Source organism: Sorangium sp. So ce1014, from assembly GCF_051521505.1.
In the GTDB taxonomy this organism is placed as follows: Bacteria; Myxococcota_A; Polyangia; order Polyangiales; family Polyangiaceae; genus Sorangium.
In genome coordinates this window covers 6,100,923-6,116,990 of the sequence record NZ_CP150356.1, presented here as the reverse complement: position 1 = coordinate 6,116,990, position 16,068 = coordinate 6,100,923, and the positions used below count along the sequence as shown (strand labels likewise).

The window sequence follows — 16,068 nt, the reverse complement described above, 5'->3', positions numbered from 1 at the left end:
CCTCGCCGGTTGCTCCATCGCGGTGACCTCGGCTCAGGGGATCTCGATCTCGGCGCGCGCGAGCTCGACGATCTCGAGGCGCCCGAGCATCGACTCCGCGACCAGCGGGCCGGACGGCCTGAGGCCGCGCCGCGCCTGCTCTCGCTCGTACCCGGCGAAGGCGCGGATCAGGAAGGGGGGAAACGCCCGGAAGAGCAGCCTCGCCTCGGCCCGGAGCGGGCCGCGAAGGGCGCCGGCCGGGAGCTCGTACGTGTACCGGATCGGCACGCCGGGCGGCACGGAGCGCGTATCGATGATCGCGTCCGGCCCCCTGACGACGCCGCGGCTCGCGTCCAGCGCCCCGACGGGGAAATAGATCTCCAGAAAGGCGTTCGGTCCCGTGAGGTTCGAGCCGCACGCGCCGGTGTCTGGATCGTAGTCGCCGTCCGCGTATCGGTCGGCGTGGTGCAGCCCCTGGCCGGGCCCGGGCCGGCAGCTGCCGTCCGCGGCCACGACACCGATGCAGCGGACGCAGCGCAGAAACCCGTTCTGGAAGTTGATGAGCCCTCGCCCACGGAACGAGGTGCCGCCGAGCCGCGGAGGTGGGTCCCAGAGGGGGACATCCGGCCCGTCGCGCACGTCCGCCCCGAACAACCCCCCTTGAGCGCCCGCCGGCCCGAAGGGGTTGTTCGCGTCTGGATGGGTGGTCACCCGGGTGAACACCTTGTCTCTCAGGTCCTCCTCTGCGCGGTCGACCCGGCCGACCTCGTAGATCACCCGCCGATCTCGGTCCCTGACCACGAGGTGAACCCAGATCTCGCGCTCCTGGCTGAAGCCGGCCGGCACCTTGTGCCCCGCGCCGGTGTTCTCGATCTCGATCGGGATCTCGAGGCGGCTTCCGGCCGCGCCGGCGCGTCGCGCGGCGCCGAGCTCGAAGCGGAACGTGCGGCGGAGCAGCAGATCGCGGCGGCGGCGGGCGCTGGCAGGGATGCCGTGCACATCGAGCGACGGCTCGTCGATGAGCGCCTCCGGGAACTCGTCCGACAGCGGCACATCCACGCCAGAGAAGTAGTGGGTCACGACGTCCGCCGGAGCGGTGGAGTGATCCGCGATCCGGCCCCGCGGCCGCGCCCCCGGCGGGCGCGGGGCGAAGCGCGTGCCGGGCGGGCACCCAGGATCCGGCGCCGCCGCCGGCGCGGCGCCCGCCGGGAGCGCTTCGCAGACGCCCGGGTAGGTGCTCATGTGGCAGTCCTGGCAGCTCGCGGCGGTGCGGCCGGCGCGCTCCTCGGATCTCGCCCACTCCGACCACTCGGTGTAGGCGTTGCGCAGCCGCTTGAAGTGCTCGCCCCGCGCCGCGGCGAGGCTGTCGCTGCCGAAGAGGCGCACGTCGTGACAGGCCCCGCAGAACTCGCTCGAGCGCAGGTACGCCCTGGCGCTCGCCGACGGGCGGCCGTGCACGACGGGGTCGTCGGCGCCCGCCGGCCTCGCCGGCGACGTCCCGGCGCGCCGGTCGGCGCCCGGGCCGCCGGGGAGCAGCAGCTCCTCGGGGCGGAGGTCGTAGCCGCTGTTCGCGATCCCGAACAGGCCGCGCGCGTCCTCGGGGCGCGCCGCGAAGACGGCGCCGGTCACGAAGGACGTCCACGTCGCGTTGCCCTGGTACCCGGGGCGCCCGCGCGGGCCGACAGGGCCGTGCACCTGATGGCAGAAGCCGCAGGAGATCCCCTCCATGCCGCGGCGGGTGAGCAGGTCGCGCACGGGGAGGCGCGTGCGGGGATCGCCGCCGGGGCGGCCGTCCCACGCGGGCATGGCGGCGTCGAGGTTCTCCGCCGGGCTGTGGCAGTTCACGCACCAGTGCTCGCCGCCCGAGCCGGTCACCACGACGCCGCTGCGCCTGTCGCGGCAGACGCGCGCGGGATCGGCCTTGCGCAGGATGCCCGCGCCGTTCGGGCAGTCGGCGTCGCGCCCGACCTGCTCCTCGATGAGGCTCTCCAGCGCGTTGAAGAGCGGGCTCTTCACCGCGTGCGCCATCACCGAGCGGCGCCACTCCGCGGCCTGGCGGCCGTGGCACGCCGCGCAGTCCTCCGCGGCCGTCTGCGCCTGCGCGAGCGGCACGACCGGCGCCACGGAGACCGCCTGCGGCGCCGCCGGCCCGGGCGCGGCCCGCGAGAGCGCGAGCGCGGCCGACGCGATCAGCGCGCCGGCGCCGAGCGGCGCGAGCCGCCACAGCCGCGCCGCGGCGCCGGCGGGCCCGGGCGGCGGCGGGCGGCGGGCGCGCGGCTCGCCTCGCGGCGCGCGCGGCGCGGCGCCGGCGCTCGCCTGGGCCGCCGCGCCGGCGCGGCGGGAGGTCCGGGCGAGCTGCGCCGGCCGCGCCGGCGGGTCCTCCTCGAGGAACCCGCTCAGCGTGTCCGCGATCGCCTCGGCGCGCGGCGGCCGCTGCGCAGGGTCCGGATGGAGCAGCCGCAAGACGTGGCCCTGCAGGCCCGCGGGCAGCGACGTCGCGACGCTCTCGACGAACGGCGGGGGCTCGCGGCGAGCGGCCTCGCCGAGCGCGTGCCGCAGGCCTGCGCCCGCGAACGGGTGCTCGCCTGCGAGCAGGCGGTAGAGCACGAGCCCGAGCGCGTACCGGTTCGCGGCGCTGTCCCAGACCGCGCCGTCGGCCTGCGCGGGCGGCGTCCAGAGCGGCGGGATCTCCGAGGACACCCGCGCTCCCTCGGCGCGGGGCGCCGAGCCGCCGCCGCCGCTCACCGACGCCCCGACGAGCGCCGCGACGAGCGCGCTCGCGGGCAGCGTCACCTGGCCTGCGTCGTCCACGAGGAGCGCGTCGGGGGAGAGCGGCCCGGGGAACAGGCTGGCCCGCTCGCAGGCGGCGAGCGCGCGGGCGATCGGGAGGGCGAGCCGGAGCGCCTCCTGGAACGGGAAGGGCCCGCGCCGCGCGCGCATCCGATCCGCGAGGGGGGTGCCCGCGAGCCTCCGCACGAGCCAGACGCGCGCGCCGACCGGGCTCGCGGCGGCGGCCGCGCCCTCGGCCGGCGCGGCGATGCCGCCGTCGATGAAGCCGCCGATCCCTGCGCTGCCGAGCTCCAGGAGACGCGCCGCGACGGCCTCGCGCTCGGGCCCTGCCGGGCCGCCCCGGTCCGCCTCGTCGAGCCGCCACAGCTCCTCGGCCGCGCCGCAGCGTGAGCGCGTTGCGCAGCCCACGGCCGGGAGGGGCGCGCCTTCCGCGTAGCCCGCCTGCTCCGGCGACGCTCTCCTCACCGCGCCCCCACCGGCGGGGCCGGCGTCGCGGCGCTGGAGGGCGGCTCCGGCGCGCCGCTCGTCGAGCGCATCGCGCAGGTCCCGAGGCCCGCGAGCCCCGACAGCGCCACGATGATGGCGATCGCGAGCCCGGCCGGGACGTCGCGCTTCCGGTCGATCTGCTCGACGAGCGCGATCGTGTCGGCGCGCGGCGCGCCCGCTCCGCCGGTGACGCGCGCTGCTCCCGCCGCGCTGGCGCGGTCGTGGTCTCCGGCGCGGTGCGGCGTGCTCGCGCGGTCGTGGTCTCCGGCGCGGTGCGGCGTGCTCGCGCGGTCGTGGCTGCCGGCGCGGTGCGGCGTGCTCGCGCGGTCGTGACTGCCGGCCGCGCGCTCACCGCTCGCCGTGCCGCGCGGCGCGATCGCGGCGGTCTGGAACGGCTCCAGCCGATCCACGACGTCCTGCGCGAGATACGGACGGTCCTCGGGCGCCTTCTCGAGCAGCTGGAAGAGCAGCTGCTCGATGCCGCGGGGAAGCCCGTTCCGCACGTCGTCACCGAGCGGCGGGGGCTCTGCCGTGCACTGCAGGTTGAGCAGCTCCCGCGGTGAGGCCGACTGGAACGGCGGGAGCCCGGAGAGCGCCTCGTACAGGATGAGCCCGAGGCAGTAGAGATCCGACCGGTGATCGATGGAGCGCGCGTCGATCTGCTCCGGGCTCATGTACTGCAGGGTCCCGACGCTCTGCGTGTTGGTCTGGTTCATCGCCTCGACGACCTTGGCGATGCCGAAGTCCATCACCTTCACGCTGCCGTCCTTCTGCACCATGATGTTCTCGGGCTTGAGATCGCGGTGGATCACGGGCGGCTTCTGTCCGTGGGCCGCCGCGAGGGCGCTGGCCACGCAGGCCGTGATCCGCACCGCTTCCGGCCAGGGGAGGCGGCCGGCGGCGCCGAGGAGGGACCGCAGCGTCTGGCCGTCCAGGTACTCGAGCACCATCACGAGCTCGCCGGAGGCCTCGATGCTGGCGAGGCTCCGGACGATGTTCGGGTGCTCGAGGTGCGCGAGGATCTGCATCTCGTTCAGGAAGAGCCGCCGCCCCTGCTCGCTCCGGGCGAGCTCCGGGCGGAGCACCTTCAGCGCGACGCGCCGGCGCGACAGGCGCTCTTCGCCCTCGTACACCTTGCCCATCCCCCCCTCGCCGACGAGGCGTCGAACGAGGTACTCGCCGATCTGGTCCATGCGCGCCGTCTCCTCTCCCCGGCCGGGGCGTCTCTTCTACGTGCGAGCGGTGCCAATGGCTTACACCCGATTTCGTGTCCGGTGGTAGAACTGGCCTTCATGCACCCACGTCGGGCGTCGCTCGCCCGAGCCGCGATCCTGGCGCTCGCGGTCTCGGCCTGCTCGCGGACCGCGGCGGAGCCGGACCCGGAGCCGCCGCCGGCCGTCTCCGGCGCGCCGGCCGTCGCGCCGCTCGCGTGGGACGTCCCGGGGAGCTGGGCGGCGCTCGAGGCGCCGCGCGCCGGCCCGCGCAAGGCGCTTTACAAGGTGCCGAGAGCGGCGGACGACAAGGACGACGTCGAGGTGCAGGTCTTCTCGTTCGGCATGGGGAGCCAAGGGGACGTCGAGGCGAATTTCAGGGAGTGGTTCGCGCAGTTCGACGGCGACGTCGGTGCGAAGGCGAGGCGCGACTCGTTCGAGGTTCGCGGCATGCGCGTCGAGCTTGTCGAGGTGGCCGGCACCTACAAGATCCCGCTCGGGCCTCAGGCGGGCGCCCGCAGGCGCTCGCCCGTGGAGATGGTGAAGGACGGCTACCGGCTCCTCGGCGCGGCGGTGAGGACCCCCGATCGCGGCACCTGGTTCTTCAGGATGGTCGGCCCGGACGAGACGGTGCAGTCGGCGCGCTCGGCGTTCCGGAGCCTGCTCGAGTCGCTGCGGTAGGCGGCTGCGGCGGTCGCGCGGCCGCGCGCATCCCCGCGCGCCGGGCCGCGCGGCGCTCGCGGGGCGCGCGGCGCGCGTGATACGTTGCGCGCCATGGATGACCGAAAGCGCGATGTCCGCTCGCCGGCCGAGATCTTCCGCGTCGAGGCGGAGGCCGAGGCGGAGCAGAACCGGCTTTGCGATGAGAGCAAGCACCAGCTCGCCAACCGCTGTCCGGAGTGCGGCAACCTGGGCAGCATGGAGCTGGTCGACGGGCTCATGCGCTGCATCGACTGCGACGAGGTCGTGGCCGCAACCCGCCAGCTGTCCGGCTTCGGCCGCCGCTGAAGCGCTTGTGCGCTTGCGTCACGGCGAATAAGCGCCAAGGTGCCAAGGTGCGCAGGTAGAAAGCGTGCCGGACAGAAGTCTTCGGGCGAATTTCTTTCCTGATGATTTTCGCTCGAAGCCGTGACTATTCTGCGACTCTTGGCGCTCTCGCGCCCAGGTCAGTTTTTCGCCCCAGACGCGGTGCACGGAAGTACAGGCTGGTCAGCCAGCCGGGGCGTGAACAGCCAGACTGAAGTGTTGAAGGAGCTGGAGATGAAGCAGATCGCAGCGGAAAGCTCGGACCACTCGCCACGGGAGACAAGCCAGGGATCCCGGGCGACGACGGCACGAGGCGCGAGCGGAGGACTGCTCATCCTGATGATCGAAGACAGCGCGATCGCGAGCTTTGGTCCCACACAAGAGAGTGAGTTGGCCAACGGCAGGCGCTGGCCCCGTCCGAAGCGCTGACGCTCGGCGCCCGGAGCGCTTTCCGTTCCAGCGGTCCCAGGGGAGCGCACGTCACCGCGTCGTGACGCGATGCGTTATTGTTCCTGACGGGGCCTCTTACCCTGCGTGGCTGGTTTCGTTTTCGCGGCGCTTCGCGCCGAACCCCGCATCCGCTCGGCGCTCGCAGCTCTTCGTGAGCCCAGCGCAGGCGGCCGGCCTTCGGACGGCTGGGTTGCCGTTTTTTCGCCCGCTCCGCTGAATCGTGGCACCTCGTCGGTGTGAACACCCGGGGAACGACGCGGAAAACCATGGTCCTGGCGCTCGCCGTCGCCATCTTCGGCGGGGCGGCGCTCGGTTGCAGCGATCCGAGCGAGGCGATCGCGCGGATCGCCCGGGAAGAGGCGCCCGCGCTGAGCCGCGCGGCCCAGGGGCGGCCGGGCGGCGGGGCAGAGGGGCAAGCGAGCGCAGCGGCGCAGGACGGCGAGGCGCGGTCGGTCGACGGCGCTGCCGTGGAGGATGGCCGGAGCGACGCAGATCGCCTCGGCGCGGCGCGTGCGGCCCGTGGCCCGGCGCGGGAGCGGCGCCGCAGGTCGGGGTCGGCCCTCGAGGCGCGCGCCGCGGAGGGCGCGGGGCGCCCGGCGCAAGGCGGCGCTGCTGACGAGGGCGCGCCCGCGGCGCCCGAGCTCCAGGTGATGCGGCTCGTCGTCTCGAAGGGCATCTCCGGCCGGGAGCCGGTCGAGCCGGCGACCTCGTTCGCGAGCGCGGAGATCGACCGCCTCTACGCCTTCGTCGAGCTCTCGAACAAGGACCTGGCCGTCTCGGAGATACGCGTCGTCTTCACGCCGCCCGACGGGAGCGCACCGCTGCGCATCCCCCTGGCGGTCGGCGCGCAGCGGCGCTTTCGCACCTGGGCGGCCACGCGGAAGGCGCGCGCGGCGGGGCTCTGGTCGGTGACGGTCAGCGACGCGGCGGGCAAGGAGCTCGCGCGCGCCTCGTTCACGATCACGACGTAGGAGGCGCCCGTGGCTCGCATGTTGCGCTCGCACCCCGCCTTGCTCCGGCGCGCCTGTCGCGCCGCCGTCCTCGTCCTCGCGCTCGCTGCGGGAGGCTGCGTCTCCCGCGTCGCCCGGGAGCCCGACGCCGCCGGGCCGCGGCGCTCGCTCGCGCTCGCTCGCGCTCTCGGCGAGCAGGTGGAGCTCGACTTCTGGGTGCCCGATGGACCCGCGGCCAGGGTGCTGTCGCTGCAGGTCCCGGAGAGCACCGAGGACGATCCCTCCGACGTCGAGCCGGCCGGCGCCGATCCGCTCGCGCTCGTTCGGTCGCGGGGCGCGACGTCGGCGGAGGCCGACGAGGAGCGCCGCTACGTGGTCCTGCCCGGCGTCGATCTGGCGCCCGCCGTGGAGCAGAAGGTCGCGGAGATCGCCTGCGCTTACCATCGGCGGACCGGAAAGGAGCTCGTGGTCACGAGCGGCACGCGAGATCCCGCGCGGCAGGCCGAGGCGATGCACGATCTCTTCCGGCACGGCGCCGATGTCCTCGGCCTCTACAAGGACAAGACGGCGGCGCGCGAGATCAAGGGCACCTACGAGGAGGAGCTCTCGGACGAGCAGCCCTCCGAGGCCGTGATCGCGGCCCTCGAGCGGGTGATCCGCGCCCAGATCGACCGCGGCGTGTTCATCTCGGCGCACCTCAGGGAGGGCGCGGTCGACATCCGGAACCGGGACATGACGCAGGCCGAGAAGCGCGCGTTTCTCGATGGGGTCGACGAGGTCGGGGGCGTGCTCGCGCTCGAGGAGTCGCGGCCGCCCCACTACCATCTGCAGATCGATTGATCCCGGGACACGAGCGGCCCGCGCGCGGCGGCCGCGATCACTCGTCGTTGAACCTGACGATGTCTCCGGAGTCGGTGTTCGTCCAGTAGACGCCTGTCCCGTCCGCGGCGATGCCCGTCGGGCCCCTCTGACCCGTCGCGATGATCTCCGCATCGGCGGCGTTGTCCTTGCGAATCCGGTAGACGCTCCCCGCCGCCCTGACGGTGACGTAGAGATGGTCCCCGTGCGCGGCGATCCCGGTGGGAGGGCTCGACAGGTCGTCGAGGAGGGGCACCGGGGCGTCGCCGTCCGATGGGCTCCGCGGATACCGCAACACGTTGGTCTGGATGAGCCAGTAGAGGTTGGCTTCGTCCAGCACGAGCAGGCCCGGCTCCGCGGGGCCCGTGAAGAGCAGCTCCGCGTCGGCGCTGTCGCTCGTGTTGTCGACCCAAAGCGTGTTGTCGGCGCGATTGGTCCAGTAAACGACGGCGCCGTCGGCCGCGACCCCGACGGGCGCGCCGCCCGCCGTCAGATCCTTCCGGTTGCCGCCACCCTTGGGGATCCAGCTGATGCGGTGGCCGCTGGGGCGAGCGCCGTAGATGTTGTCGGCGCTGAGCGCGATCTCCGTCACGTCGCCGCAGGCGGCCCACACAAACTCCCCACCAGCCGCCGGAAACTGCGCTGTCTTCGGCAGCTTCCACAGCTTGTCCGGCTCCCCCTTGCCGCCCTCGCAGTCGCCGGTGAACGTCTGGTCGGTGCTCGACCAGTAGATGTGCGTCGTGTCCAGGGCGATGACCCCGGGCGCCTCGCTGGAAGGCGCGAGCAGGTCGACGACCTCCGGGTCATCCTTGATCTGCTTCCGGAGCGCGCCGCCCTGGCTCCGGTCGTCGCTCGCGTTGGTCCAGTAGATCGCCTCCTCGTCGAGCGCGATGCCCAGAGGCGTCGCCTGGCTGCTGGCGATCACGATCAGCGGGGTCACCTCGCGATCCTCGATCCCCGCGATCTCCGCGCACCCCTGGAGGCCCGGCGCGAACGCGAGCGCGAGCACCACGGCAGAGCTCCTCGACCTTCGCATCACCACTGGCCTCCGAGCGTCACGCGCCCCCCGTCCGATGCGACGCTCGGCGAGAGCCAGACGCGCTCGCTCGCGACGGGCTTCTCCGGCGACCGCGACATCAGCACCATCGCGACGCCGGCGCCGAGGCAAACGAGACCAGCGCCGGCCGCGATGTTCGACACCATCGCGGTCGACCGGGCGCTCTCGTTCGCCTCGACGTCCGCGCGGCTACAGAGGAAGTTGCCGCTGCAGCCCACCTCGACGTCCCCGGCTTCCTGGATCGCCATGATCCCGAACACCGCGCCCACGCCGATCCCGGCGAGCCCGACGCCGCCGGCGACGAAGCCGAGCGCGCGCAGCGGGCTGCCGGTCGCCCCGGGCTTCGCAGCCTCCGGCCGGACGACCGGCGCTGGCAGGGCAGCGGGCGCGGCCTTCGCCTGCGCCTGCGCGGCGGCGTCCGCGAGCGGCGGGATGACCACCCGCGGCGTGCTGGGACCGGGATCGAGCGTCACCTGTTGCGACCACGGCTGCTTGCCCGGCGCCCTGGCCTCGATCGTCGCCGTGCCCGGATCCACGGGGATGCCCGTGCCGGTGGCCGCGGCGGCGCTCAGCTCCTTGCCGTTCAGCGTGATCGCCATCCCAGGCGCCGCCTGCGCGACCTCCAGGACGAGGCGCGTCAGACGGGCTTCCAGCTCGGACGCGCGCTTGTCCGCGAACTGGGAGCGGTCCTGCTGCCCGGCGCTCGCCGCGAGCGCGGACGCCTCCTTGAACTCGGCCCACGCGCTGGCCGTCTTGCCCTCCTTCTCGTGGCAGACCGCCAGGTTCAGCAGCGTCCCGACCGTGGGATCCACGCGCTGGCTCTCGGCGAGCTTGGGGCACGCCTCCTGGAGCCTGTCCTCGTCCATGAGCTTCTTCCCGTCCTGGAACAACCCCTCGGCGAGCGCCTTGTCCGCCGCCGTCGGCTGGGCCCAGAGCGGCGAGGTCAGGCTCATCCCGGAGAGCAGCGCGAGCCCTGCGCCCGCGTGTCGTGCTCGAAACGATCTCAATGGCGGCTCCTCAGCATATCGTCCTCGCTGGTCGACCGCGGTGGTCGCGGCAGGGTACCTGGCTTGATCGGCGCGCCGGAGGCGGTCGCCATCGGGCGCGCGCCGGTCGCTGCGCCGCTCGCGGAGGCCGCGCCCGGCGCCGCGACCGACGGCGCCGCGCTCGCCGCGGCGATCGTGGCGCCGGGCTCCGCGGCCGGCGCGCTCGGCGCAGCAGCCGGCGCGCTCGGCGCAGCGACCGGCGCGCCGGAGCCCGGCGCCGCGGCGGGCGAGCCGGGGCCGAGCGCGCCGCTGCCGAGGCGCTCGGGCTCGCCCGCCGCGGCGGCGCTCGGCGCCTGAGGCGCCAAGCGCGTGCTCCCGACCAGCCACACGCCCGCGCCGGCCACGCAGGCGAGCAGCGCGCCCACGCCGGCGGCCACGAGCAGCTTGCGCCGCGATCGGCGGCGGAAGCCCGTGTGCGTCCACGAGGCACCGGACAGCCGGTCGCTGTCCTCGGCCGCCCTCGAGTTGAGCAGCGACTGTCCGGCCGGCGACGCCGCGCCGATCGCGCTCTGGATGCGCGAGGTCGAGAGCTTCGCGAAGCTCGATCCGAGCGGATCGAGCGCCTGCGCGAGCTTGCCGACGTTGGCGTAGCGAGCGCTCACGTCGCGCTCCAGGCAGCGCGCGACGATCCGCTCCAGCATGGCGGGCGCGTCGCTGCGCTTGTCGCGCAGCCGCGGCACCGGCTGGTGCAGGATGTTCGCCATCACCGCGGCGACCGTCTCGCCCTGGAACGGCTGCTCGCCCGTCACCAGCGTGTGGAGAAGCACACCGAACGACCACACGTCGGCGCGCCCGTCGACGGTCCTCGGGGCCATCATCTGCTCGGGCGACATGTACCCGGGTGAGCCCATCACCTGCTTCGTCGACGTGAGCCCCGGCTCCGCGGGCGAGTCGAGCCCTTGTCCCTTCGAGATGCCGAAATCGAGGACCTTGATGTGCCGTGTCCCGTCCGTGTGCTCGGCGAGGAACAGATTCGATGGCTTGATGTCCCGGTGCACGACGCCGGCCGCATGCGCCTCGGCCACCGCCTCCAGCGCCTGCAATACGTAGTCGACAGCGTCCTGGATGGGCAGCGGGCCGTGCGTGTCGATGACCTGCTGGAGATCGAGGCCGCTCAGGAACTCCATCACCATGAAGGGCACGCCGCTCTCCGTGGTGCCGACGTCGAACACGCGCGCGACGTGCTCGCCTTGCAGGCGGGCGGCCGTGCGCGCCTCTCGCAGGAAGCGCGTGACGGCCTCCTGGTTCGTGAGCGCGTCCTGGCGCAGGATCTTGATGGCGACCTGCTGGTCGAGATCCTCGTTGCGCGCCGCGAGCACGACGCCCATTCCGCCGATGGCCACGACCCGCTCGACGCGGTATTTGGCCGCGATGAGCTCTCCGGGCTGGGCCAGCGGTGCGAGGAGCTGCGCGGTGCGGTCGGGGGTCACGGCTGGCGCTCAAGCCTACATGAACGGATTCGGTTTTCCGAGAGCCGCGCGAGCCCGAGCCCCCTTTGTCACGCGCCGGCAGGTTTCGGCGCGGCAGGAGCGCTGCCCGCCGGCGTCATGGGCGCTCTCGGGGCGCCATCGCGCTGCCATCCTTCTGCGGCTGACCTGTCAACCGCGCGGGAAGAGGCCGTGCCTGCCGGCCGTCCGGAGCTCGTCCAGACCGGCCTGCATCCGCGCGACGACCTGCGCGAACGCGCGCTCCACCTCGTCCGGGTCGTCCGCGGCCTCTCTCGGGAGGCCGAGGTGCAGCGGGCGGAGCACGCGTGTGTGAATCTTCACCGGCAGGGGCACATGGGGGATCGGGATGCCGACGATGAGCCCCCACGGCAGCGCGAGGCCTAGCGGCGCGACGTTCGAGCGCGCGAGCTGGGGGAGGCGGAGCCACTCGGCCACCCTGCGGCCATCCGTGGCGATGTAGAGCGATTGGTGCGCGCCCACGCTCACGATCGGCACGATCGGCACGCCCTCGCGGATGGCGAGCCGGACGAAGCCGCGGCGCCGGCCGAAGCGGATCGTGTACTGCGCCGACGTGGGCTTGCAGGCGTCGAGATCGCCGCCGGGGAAGACCAGCACCGCCGCGCCCCGGGCGAGCGCCCGCCGCGCGTTCTCCGGGCTCGCGGCGATGGCCCCGCAGGCGTTGAGCCAGGCGCCGGCCTTCGGGACGTTGAACGGGAGGTCGTGCATCAGCCCGTAGGCCAGGCGCGAGGGCCCATAAAGGCGCCAGAACGCCGTCATGTGGCAGTACATGTCCGGCATTCCCGTCATCGCGTTGTGGTTGCTGACGGCGAGGAAGGGGCCGTCGGGCAGCTCCTCTTCGAGCTCGGTCTCGCAGCGGAAGTAGTCGTCGTAGAGGAAGCCGAGCAGCGGGAGCACGCGGGCGATGAACGCCGGGTCGCGCGCGTCGAGGTCGTCCGGGCGCGCGCGCTCGCGGCCCTTGGCCGAGAACGCGGCGATTGCGTCCCTCACGAGGTCGAGGCTGGGGCGGGGCTCTTTTGACAGGATCAGCACCGTGCCCCGGTGCCCTAGCCTGCGGCGCGACCGAGGGGAAGCGGTTCGTCCAGGGCGCCTGCCGCCGGGCTACCGGCGCGCCGTCGCTGCCCGCGCTGGTCCCCCGCGGCGCGGCGGCGCGACGAGGCGCCGCCGCGCCGCCGCGCCGTGCCGGAGCGGCGCCGCCGGGCCGGTCACTGGACGTCGCGGCAGCACCGGAAGCTGGTCTCGTAGAATCGGAACGCGTCCGCGTGCGCCGGGTTCGTGGAGCTGCACCGCGGCTTCGCGCCGCCGAAGCAGCCGGACCAGTAACAGCCCTTGAGGACATGAGGGTACTCGTTGACGTGGTATCGGGTGCGCACCACCCACTCCTCGACGTTCCCTGTCATGTCGTAGACGCCGAAGGCGCTCACGCATCCCGGCCGCGAGCCGCTCGGCGCGGCCTGGTAGAGCGCCTGGACCTCGGCGAGCGCCTCGTCGGAAGGCCAGGTGTTGAGCGTCCGCTCGTCCGGCGCGATCCACGTCTTGTTGTCGTTGCAGCGCTCGGCTTCGTGGGTGTTTCCATACGGATAGACGAACGCCTCGGGGCCCTGGCACGCCGTGTCCCACTCGTCCTCGGTGCAGAGCCGCTTGCCGCGCTCATCGCACCAGACGTGCGCCGAGACGGCGCTCTCCATCACGAGCGGCAGCGCGCCTTCGATGTTCGGCGCCTCGAAGCGATCGATGCAGTATCCCTCGACCTCCACCATGTCGAGCGGGCACGGCCCTTCGGGCAGCGTGTCGAGCGGTAAGTCCTGTTCGTCGATTCCGCCGCTGCCTCCCCCCGCGCCGCCTTCTCCGGCGCCGCCCTCGCCGGCGCCGCCGGCTCCTCCAGCGCCGCCGCTGCCGGCGAGCGTCACGGAGGTTGACGAGGACGACGACGTCGCAGCTGCCCCCCCGCCGCCCGAGGCGTCGTCCTCGGAGCCGAGGCCCCCGGTGCAGGAAGCGCTGAAGAGGGATGCGAGCCCGAGAAGCGAGGCGATCCGAACGGCGAGAGCTCCAGGGCGCATGGCGGGCTCCTCATCGACCAGGGTGGCAGAGCGGCGCTCTCTCGTCGAGCGCGCGCGGCTCTCCGCCATGATCCGTTGCGTCAAATCGTCCTCGATACCGACCTTCGTCCTCCGCCTTCCTCCTTCAGTTCGCTGTACCGCCGTGCCAGACGCTGCAGAGCGCCGCGCTAGAGGCGGATCTTGCAGCGGAGGATCGCGCTCGGGGTGACACGCGCGGCGGTCAACCGGCTCGCGCGCGCGTCGACGCGAACCTGGACCGCCACCGAGCCCGCGAGCGCGCGGCTCGCCAGGTCGCGCGCGAGCAGACCCACGGCGCCGGTCAGGTGCGACATCGCGGCAGAACCGGCCAGCAGAGAGCACGGGATGGATCCAGATAGATCCATCCCGATCGCGGCGTCCGTGCCTTCGCGCTGGATCGCCCCCGTGCCTTTGAGCTTCAGCGCCCCGGCGGCGACCTCCACCGCGCTCAGCGCGATGCGCCGGCGGTCGCCCGAGATGTGTGCGTCCGCCTTGACGGTGGTGGTGTCGCCGAAGAGGAGCCCGTCGAGCTCCCTGGGGTGGGGCAGGGTGAAGCCCTTCACCGTGAGCGCGATCGGGCCCTCGAGCGGCGCCTCGGACAGGGCCGTCCGATCCGCCCCGGCCGCGAGCCGCAGCTCGAACGTGCCGGAGACGACCATCGTCGAGGCGCCGACGTCCACGCCAAGGAGCGCGCCCAGGGCGGAGAGCGGCGTCGGCGCGAGCTCGATCGAGGCGCTCGGCGAGGGCAGCGGCCGGAGCTCGGCCCGGAGCGGCGCGGAGGGGACGTCCTCGCCGCCGAAGCCCAGGGCGATGGAGGTTGCGCCGATCGACCAGGCGATGTCGGTGCGCGCCACCTCCTTGCCGGCGACCAGCACGCGCGCCTGCTTCAGGACGCCGACCTCCGGCCGCGGCGCGCCCGGCGGCGGCGCTGCGGCGCCCTGGACCGAGCCGGCCGCGCGCCGCAGGAGGGAGGCATCCGTCAGCGCGAGCACCTCCGGCCCCCCGTCGCGATCCCGTAGACCGAGGCGGACGCGGCCCGTGGTGAGCGGCAACGCCGACGCGCGCGGGCCGTGCTGCGCGACCCAGGCTGGCAGGCCCTCCAGGGCGTCGACCCCCACGAGGGTGAGCTCGACCCCGTCCGCCGTGATCCCCGCGGGCGCGAGCTCGCGCAGCGCGATCGTGGTGCGCGCCACCGTGCCCGAGAGGCCGCGCACCCCGAGCAGCGAGAAGCGCGCGTCGCGCAGGCGGACCGCGTGGAGGCCGACGTCGATCGCGCCCGGATCCAGCGCGACGCCGCGCGCGCGGGCCTCGGCGACGATGTGCCGGCGGAGCGCGGGCGGACCGAGCACGAGGAGCGCGGCGACGGCCGCCGCGACGACCGCGACGACGACGACGAGCGCCGCGATCACGGCGCGGCGGCGCCGCTTGCCGCGCGGCGCGCCGCCGCTGTCACCCGGGCCGCTGTCGCCGGGGGCACGCGGCGCACCGCCGCTGTCACCCGGGCCGCTGTCGCCGGGGGCACGCGGCGCGCCGTCGCTGTCGCCGGGGGCACGCGGCGCGCCGTCGCTGTCGCCGGGGGCACGCGGCGCGCCGTCGCTGTCGCCGGGGGCACGCGGCGCGGCGAGCGGCGCCACCGCGTCGGGGTCAGGGGAGGGGCAAGAGGAGGGCACCACGAAGTGGAATTCCTGTAGCGTCGTTTCAGCGCGCTCGCGAGCGCTTCGCGCGGCGCCAGCGCGCTTGCGGCCGGGCCCTCGGCTGCGCTACGGGTCACAGGAGCCGCCCGTCGTCGTTCCCGTTCCGCGGAGCCCGGTATGAAGATCACCATCATCGCGAGCGGGAGCGGAGGCAACGCCACGCTGTTCGCCTCCCGGGGCACGCGGGTCCTCGTGGACGCGGGCGTCGGGCCCCGGGTGCTCGAGCAGTGCCTCTCGGCGGCGGGCGCGGGCGGCGCGCTCGGCTGGGCGCCCGACGCGATCGTGATCACGCACGCGCACGCCGACCACGTCGGCGTGGCCGCCAAATACAACAAGAAGCACAAGATCCCGATCTACGCCTCGGAGGCGACCGCGCGCGCCGCGGAGCTCGGCGACCCGGCGCGCGTCCGGAGCTTCTCGCCGCGCGAGCCGTTCGCGATCGGCGCGCTCACCTTCTCGCCGAGGCCGCTGCCGCACGACGCGGCGCAGGTCGCGCTCGTCGTCGACGACGGCGCGCGGCGGGCCGCGCTCGTGACCGATCTCGGGGAGGTCCCGCCGGGGCTCCTGGAGCACGTCGCCGGCTGCGATGTGCTGATGCTCGAGTCGAACTACGACGCCGACCTGCTCGAGGCCGGCCCCTACCCGCAGCACCTCAAGCGCAGGATCCGCTCGGCGCGGGGCCACCTGGCGAACGCGCAGGCGTGCGCGCTGCTCGCGGCGCTGCCCGGCGGCACGCACACGGTCGCGCTGATGCACCTCTCCGAGGTCAACAACCGCCCGGATCTCGCGCTCGACGCCGCCCGCGACGCGCTCCTCGGCAGGCGCACGCGCCTCCTCGCCGCGCCGCCGCGGGGGCCGCTCGTCCTCGACACGGCGCCGCCGGCCCCGCCGCCCGGCGCGGCGCGCTCGGCGCTCGGCGCGCCGGCCCCCCCGCGCCAGCTCGGCCTGTTTCCGGGGATGTAGCGCGGCGCGCCGGC

General features: G+C 74.2%; 14 protein-coding genes. 6 read left to right on the top strand and 8 right to left on the bottom strand.

Going from position 1 to position 16,068, the window contains the following annotated elements; genetic code table 11:
• Positions 1–33 precede the first annotated feature (33 nt).
• Positions 34–3,234: a hypothetical protein gene (locus WME75_RS23025; RefSeq protein WP_437494569.1), complete on the bottom strand. Its 3,201-nt coding sequence runs from the start codon at positions 3,232–3,234 to the stop codon at positions 34–36.
• Positions 3,231–4,448 (bottom strand): serine/threonine protein kinase, encoded by a 1,218-nt coding sequence (locus tag WME75_RS23020; RefSeq protein WP_437494567.1) that lies wholly within the window; start codon positions 4,446–4,448, stop codon positions 3,231–3,233. Before WME75_RS23020 ends, WME75_RS23025 begins: the two co-directional genes overlap by 4 nt.
• Before the next feature lie 99 nt (positions 4,449–4,547).
• Here WME75_RS23020 and WME75_RS23015 point away from each other — a divergent pair, with 99 nt between their 5' ends.
• The 5 genes from WME75_RS23015 (at position 4,548) to WME75_RS22995 (ending at position 7,732) form a co-directional block, all read left to right on the top strand.
• Entirely contained in the window at positions 4,548–5,147 is a 600-nt protein-coding gene (locus tag WME75_RS23015; RefSeq protein ID WP_437494565.1) for a hypothetical protein, read from the top strand.
• A 93-nt stretch (positions 5,148–5,240) separates the two neighbouring features.
• Positions 5,241–5,474 carry a hypothetical protein gene (locus tag WME75_RS23010; RefSeq protein WP_437494563.1) on the top strand — a complete coding sequence of 78 codons (234 nt, stop codon included), beginning with the start codon at positions 5,241–5,243 and terminating at the stop codon, positions 5,472–5,474.
• A gap of 252 nt (positions 5,475–5,726) precedes the next feature.
• Positions 5,727–5,921 carry a hypothetical protein gene (locus WME75_RS23005; RefSeq protein WP_437494561.1) on the top strand — a complete coding sequence of 65 codons (195 nt, stop codon included), beginning with the start codon at positions 5,727–5,729 and terminating at the stop codon, positions 5,919–5,921.
• A 287-nt stretch (positions 5,922–6,208) separates the two neighbouring features.
• Entirely contained in the window at positions 6,209–6,913 is a 705-nt protein-coding gene (locus WME75_RS23000; protein ID WP_437494559.1) for a DUF2914 domain-containing protein, read from the top strand.
• An 18-nt stretch (positions 6,914–6,931) separates the two neighbouring features.
• Positions 6,932–7,732, top strand: coding sequence for a hypothetical protein (locus WME75_RS22995; protein ID WP_437494899.1), 801 nt, complete (start codon positions 6,932–6,934; stop codon positions 7,730–7,732).
• A 37-nt stretch (positions 7,733–7,769) separates the two neighbouring features.
• Here the strand turns inward: WME75_RS22995 and WME75_RS22990 are convergent, their stop codons facing one another.
• The 6 genes from WME75_RS22990 to WME75_RS22965 form a co-directional block, all read right to left on the bottom strand.
• Positions 7,770–8,786: a hypothetical protein gene (locus WME75_RS22990; RefSeq protein WP_437494557.1), complete on the bottom strand. Its 1,017-nt coding sequence runs from the start codon at positions 8,784–8,786 to the stop codon at positions 7,770–7,772.
• Entirely contained in the window at positions 8,786–9,814 is a 1,029-nt protein-coding gene (locus tag WME75_RS22985; RefSeq protein WP_437494555.1) for a hypothetical protein, read from the bottom strand. Before WME75_RS22985 ends, WME75_RS22990 begins: the two co-directional genes overlap by 1 nt.
• On the bottom strand, positions 9,811–11,283 hold the full coding sequence (locus WME75_RS22980; RefSeq protein WP_437494553.1) for a serine/threonine-protein kinase: 1,473 nt from the start codon (positions 11,281–11,283) through the stop codon (positions 9,811–9,813). Before WME75_RS22980 ends, WME75_RS22985 begins: the two co-directional genes overlap by 4 nt.
• Positions 11,284–11,451: 168 nt before the next feature.
• The gene (locus WME75_RS22975; protein ID WP_437494551.1) at positions 11,452–12,309 is read right to left on the bottom strand and encodes a 1-acyl-sn-glycerol-3-phosphate acyltransferase; all 858 of its coding nucleotides are present in this window, start codon (positions 12,307–12,309) and stop codon (positions 11,452–11,454) included.
• A gap of 215 nt (positions 12,310–12,524) precedes the next feature.
• Complete coding sequence (locus WME75_RS22970) at positions 12,525–13,379, bottom strand: formylglycine-generating enzyme family protein (RefSeq protein WP_437494549.1); 855 nt, start codon at positions 13,377–13,379, stop codon at positions 12,525–12,527.
• Between the two features lie 167 nt (positions 13,380–13,546).
• A complete protein-coding gene (locus WME75_RS22965) occupies positions 13,547–15,070 on the bottom strand; it encodes a hypothetical protein (protein ID WP_437494547.1) in 1,524 nt (507 codons plus the stop codon).
• A 138-nt stretch (positions 15,071–15,208) separates the two neighbouring features.
• Between WME75_RS22965 and WME75_RS22960 the strand changes: the two genes are divergently transcribed.
• Positions 15,209–16,054, top strand: coding sequence for an MBL fold metallo-hydrolase (locus tag WME75_RS22960; protein ID WP_437494545.1), 846 nt, complete (start codon positions 15,209–15,211; stop codon positions 16,052–16,054).
• Positions 16,055–16,068: the final 14 nt, after the last annotated feature.

Excerpts from the sequence above, each read along its gene's own strand:
- WME75_RS22995 (WP_437494899.1), top strand. The coding sequence starts at position 6,932 with ATGTTGCGCTCGCACCCCGCCTTGCTCCGGCGCGCCTGTCGCGCCGCC.
- WME75_RS23020 (WP_437494567.1), bottom strand. The coding sequence starts at position 4,448 with ATGGACCAGATCGGCGAGTACCTCGTTCGACGCCTCGTCGGCGAGGGG.
- WME75_RS22960 (WP_437494545.1), top strand. The coding sequence starts at position 15,209 with ATGAAGATCACCATCATCGCGAGCGGGAGCGGAGGCAACGCCACGCTG.
- WME75_RS23000 (WP_437494559.1), top strand. The coding sequence starts at position 6,209 with ATGGTCCTGGCGCTCGCCGTCGCCATCTTCGGCGGGGCGGCGCTCGGT.
- WME75_RS22990 (WP_437494557.1), bottom strand. The coding sequence starts at position 8,786 with ATGCGAAGGTCGAGGAGCTCTGCCGTGGTGCTCGCGCTCGCGTTCGCG.
- WME75_RS23010 (WP_437494563.1), top strand. The coding sequence starts at position 5,241 with ATGGATGACCGAAAGCGCGATGTCCGCTCGCCGGCCGAGATCTTCCGC.
- WME75_RS23015 (WP_437494565.1), top strand. The coding sequence starts at position 4,548 with ATGCACCCACGTCGGGCGTCGCTCGCCCGAGCCGCGATCCTGGCGCTC.
- WME75_RS22970 (WP_437494549.1), bottom strand. The coding sequence starts at position 13,379 with ATGCGCCCTGGAGCTCTCGCCGTTCGGATCGCCTCGCTTCTCGGGCTC.
- WME75_RS23005 (WP_437494561.1), top strand. The coding sequence starts at position 5,727 with ATGAAGCAGATCGCAGCGGAAAGCTCGGACCACTCGCCACGGGAGACA.